The following is a 3,838-nucleotide window of genomic DNA, read 5'->3' on the forward strand; positions in this document are numbered from 1 at the left end:
GCCTGGTGCCGCGCATCGATCTTGCCGAGCGCAATGTCGTCACAGGCGTGCCGGCCGTGATGGCGCGGCTGTCGATAGCGCCTTTTTCATGATCCGGTCCGGATTTTTTGCTGCAATGCGTCAAAATGGACCGGGGCGTCGCAATTTTGGGCTTGTCAACCGGCCGTGCGTCGACAAGATAGCGCTCCCGCCGCCTGGAATGGTTGGCGAACATAAAATACGCCAGTGAAGCGGCGATGACGGGAGCCACCAAAGAATGATCGGACTCGTGCTCGTGACGCACGGTCAACTCGCCACCGAGTTCCGGCATGCCGTCGAACACGTGGTGGGGCCACAGGACAATTTCGAAACGGTCGCGATCGGCGCCGACGACGACATGGAGAAGCGCCGGGCCGACATCATCGACGCGGTGGCACGCGTCGACACCGGGGCCGGCGTCATCGTGCTCACCGACATGTTCGGCGGCACGCCTTCCAACCTCGCCATCTCGGTGATGGAATCGGGCCGCACCGAGGTCATCGCCGGCATGAACCTGCCGATGCTGATCAAGCTCTCCTCGGTCCGCAAGGGCGACAACATGGCCGCCGCGCTCGACGAGGCGCAGGCCGCGGGGCGCAAGTACATCAACGTCGCCAGCCAGCTTCTGAGCAGCAAATGAACGCCCATGCGCCGGAAAAAGACGAGGTTGTGCGTGAGTTCCCGATCGTCAACCAGCGCGGCCTGCATGCCCGCGCCTCGGCCAAGTTCGTCCAGGTCGCCAGCGGCTTCGACGCAACCATCCATGTCGAGAAGGACGGCGTGAAGGTCGGCGGCACCTCGATCATGGGCCTGATGATGCTGGCGGCAAGCCCCGGCTATTCGATCCGCGTCACCGCCAGCGGTCCGCAAGCCGGTCCGGCCATGGACGCGCTGGAGCAATTGGTCGCCTCGCGCTTCGGCGAGGAAATCTGAAGGTTCGCCGATCGGTGCCGCGCATTGTCTCCAAAGACATGCACGAATAAAGATTTCTTTATATCCCATTGTCGTTTGGCAGCCGATCTGCTAGTCAGGCCGGCAATCCGCGCCCTCCATGCGCCGTCCCGGCGCCGGCGCGCTTTTGAAGACAATCACACCGGAGCACTGCCATGACGGGTAGCAAGGACTATGTGGTCGCCGACATTTCGCTTGCCGGCTGGGGCCGCAAGGAGATCGAGATCGCCGAAACCGAGATGCCGGGCCTGATAGCCTGCCGCGAGGAATTCGGCGACAAGAAGCCGCTCAAGGGCGCGCGCATCACCGGCTCGCTGCATATGACGATCCAGACCGCGGTGCTGATCGAGACGCTGAGAGCGCTGGGCGCCGATATACGCTGGGCCTCCTGCAACATCTTCTCCACCCAGGATCACGCCGCCGCGGCGATCGCCGAGGCCGGCATTCCGGTCTTCGCCATCAAGGGCGAGTCGCTGGAGGACTACTGGGATTACACCGACCGGATCTTCCAGTGGGCCGACGGCGGCACGTCCAACATGATCCTCGACGACGGCGGCGACGCCACCATGTACATTCTGCTCGGCGCGCGCGCCGAGGCGGGTGAGGACGTGCTGTCCAGTCCCGGCAGCGAAGAGGAAGAGATCCTGTTCGCCCAGATCAAGAAGCGCATGAAGGCTTCGCCGGGCTTCTTCGCCAAGCAGAAGGAAGCGATCCGCGGCGTCACCGAGGAGACGACCACCGGCGTCAACCGCCTCTACCAGCTGCAGAAGAAAGGCCTGCTGCCCTTCCCGGCGATCAACGTCAACGACTCCGTCACCAAGTCGAAGTTCGACAATAAATACGGCTGCAAGGAATCGCTGGTCGACGGCATCCGCCGCGGCACCGACACGATGATGGCCGGCAAGGTCGCGGTCGTCTGCGGCTATGGCGACGTCGGCAAGGGCTCTTCGGCCTCGCTGCGCGGCGCCGGCGCTCGCGTCAAGGTGACCGAGGTCGACCCGATCTGCGCGCTGCAGGCCGCGATGGACGGCTATGAAGTGGTCACGCTGGAAGACGCAGCCCCCACGGCCGACATCGTCATTACCACCACCGGCAACAAGGACGTCGTCACGCTCGACCATATGCGGACGATGAAGGACATGGTGATCGTCGGCAACATCGGCCACTTCGACAACGAGATCCAGGTGGCGTCTCTGCGCAACCTGAAATGGACCAACGTCAAGCCGCAGGTGGACATGATCACCTTCCCCGACGGCAAGCGGATGATTCTTCTGTCCGAAGGCCGCCTGCTCAACCTGGGCAACGCCACGGGCCATCCGAGCTTCGTCATGTCGGCTTCGTTCACCAATCAGGTGCTGGCTCAGATCGAGCTCTTCACCAAGCACGGCCAGTACCAGAACCAGGTCTATGTGCTGCCCAAGCACCTCGATGAGAAGGTGGCGCGGCTGCATCTCGACAAGCTTGGCGCGCGCCTCACCGAGCTCTCTTCCGAGCAGGCGGCCTATATCGGCGTGACGCCGCAGGGCCCGTTCAAGCCTGAGCACTACCGCTATTAACCAAAACGAAAATATCTACAACATATTGAAGCCGGGTGTTGACTTTCCGCCCCGCTTCATTTTTTGCGCCTGTGATTCTTCACGCCGATTCCGGCAGGCGTTATTGTTGTGATTCGCGGTCCGGGGACAGTTGGGCCGGGGACGCATTCAGGGCGGTCTTGCATTCAAGCGGCGAAGAGGACCAAGACATGCCGGGGGATAACCCGCCACGCGCGGGAAAGGCCGTTTCCGGCGGCCACGAGGATTCGATCACGACCGGCTCCGCCGCGGCGGGCGGAGCCCTCTCATGGCGCGCCGGCGCCCGTCTCGGCACGCTTCTTGCCGCCGCCACGTCTGCCGCCCCATTGCTGAGCGTTGTGGCGCATGCCGATACCGGCGTGGCCGCGGCGGTCAGCACGGTCGAAGTGATGCAGCTTGCCATGTTTGCCGGCGTCATGGGGGCAGCCCTTGTCTCGGCCATCTTCCTGATCCGCGAGCGGGCACGGACGGCGTCGCAAAATGTCCAGCTCAGGGCGCGAATCGCCGACGTCAACGCGGCCTTGCAGCGCTCCGAGGCGCTGCTCAATTTGCGCGACCAGCGCGTCGTCGTGTGGAGTTCCGAGATCAAGAAACCGGAGCTGATCGGCAGCCTGCCGCTCGAAAGCGGCGCACCGGACGAGCGGCCCGCCTTCCTCGCTTTCGGCCGCTGGCTGATGCCGCGCTCCGCCGCGGCGCTCGAGAACGCCATAGCGGCGCTGCGCGACCAAGCGAAAACTTTCGATCTCGTCATCGAAACGCAAGCGGGCATGCCGCTGGAGGTGCATGGCCGCAAGAGCGCCGCGCATGTCTTGGTCCGCTTCATATCGCTGTCGGAAACGCTGCGCAGCCAGGCCCGGCTGAAGGTCGAGAATCAGCGGCTCAGCGCCGACTACGATACCATGCTCGGCTTGCTCGACGCGCTGAAGATGCCGACATGGCTGCGGGCGGCCGACGGGCGGCTGAAATGGGTCAACCGCGCCTATGCCGAGGCGGTCGAAGCGGAAAGCGCGGAGGCCGCCGTGCGCGAAGCCAAGGAGTTCCTCGGCGGACAGGCGCGCGAGCAGATTGCCGAACAGCACAAGTCGCGCCCCGTCTTCGAGCAGACATTGTCGACGGTCATCGAGGGTGATCGCCACATGTTTTCGGTCACCGACTTTGCGAGCGCCGACGGCTCGGCGGGGCTCGCCTGCGACATCAGCGCGATCGAGACGATCCGCGCCGAATATGAGCGCACCGTGCGCAGCCATGCCGACACGCTCGACCAGCTCAACACGGCGGTGGCGATCTTCGATACC

Annotated in this window: 3 protein-coding genes and 1 pseudogene; all 4 read left to right on the forward strand. The window is 64.0% G+C overall.

Annotated features, from left to right (window positions below):
• Nucleotides 1-256 precede the first annotated feature (256 nt).
• Nucleotides 257-658: a PTS sugar transporter subunit IIA gene (locus tag EOA60_RS22830; protein WP_095825513.1), complete on the forward strand. Its 402-nt coding sequence runs from the start codon at nucleotides 257-259 to the stop codon at nucleotides 656-658.
• Complete coding sequence (locus EOA60_RS22835) at nucleotides 655-951, forward strand: HPr family phosphocarrier protein (RefSeq protein ID WP_095799052.1); 297 nt, start codon at nucleotides 655-657, stop codon at nucleotides 949-951. The genes EOA60_RS22830 and EOA60_RS22835 overlap by 4 nt, the downstream gene beginning before the upstream one ends.
• 173 nt (nucleotides 952-1,124) lie before the next feature.
• The gene (ahcY, locus tag EOA60_RS22840; protein WP_095825512.1) at nucleotides 1,125-2,525 is read left to right on the forward strand and encodes an adenosylhomocysteinase; all 1,401 of its coding nucleotides are present in this window, start codon (nucleotides 1,125-1,127) and stop codon (nucleotides 2,523-2,525) included.
• A 188-nt stretch (nucleotides 2,526-2,713) separates the two neighbouring features.
• Nucleotides 2,714-3,838: pseudogene (locus EOA60_RS22845) on the forward strand (alkaline phosphatase); the annotation flags it as partial.

The sequence above is a fragment of the Mesorhizobium sp. M1A.F.Ca.IN.020.06.1.1 genome, from assembly GCF_004023265.1.
Taxonomy (GTDB): domain Bacteria; phylum Pseudomonadota; class Alphaproteobacteria; order Rhizobiales; family Rhizobiaceae; genus Mesorhizobium.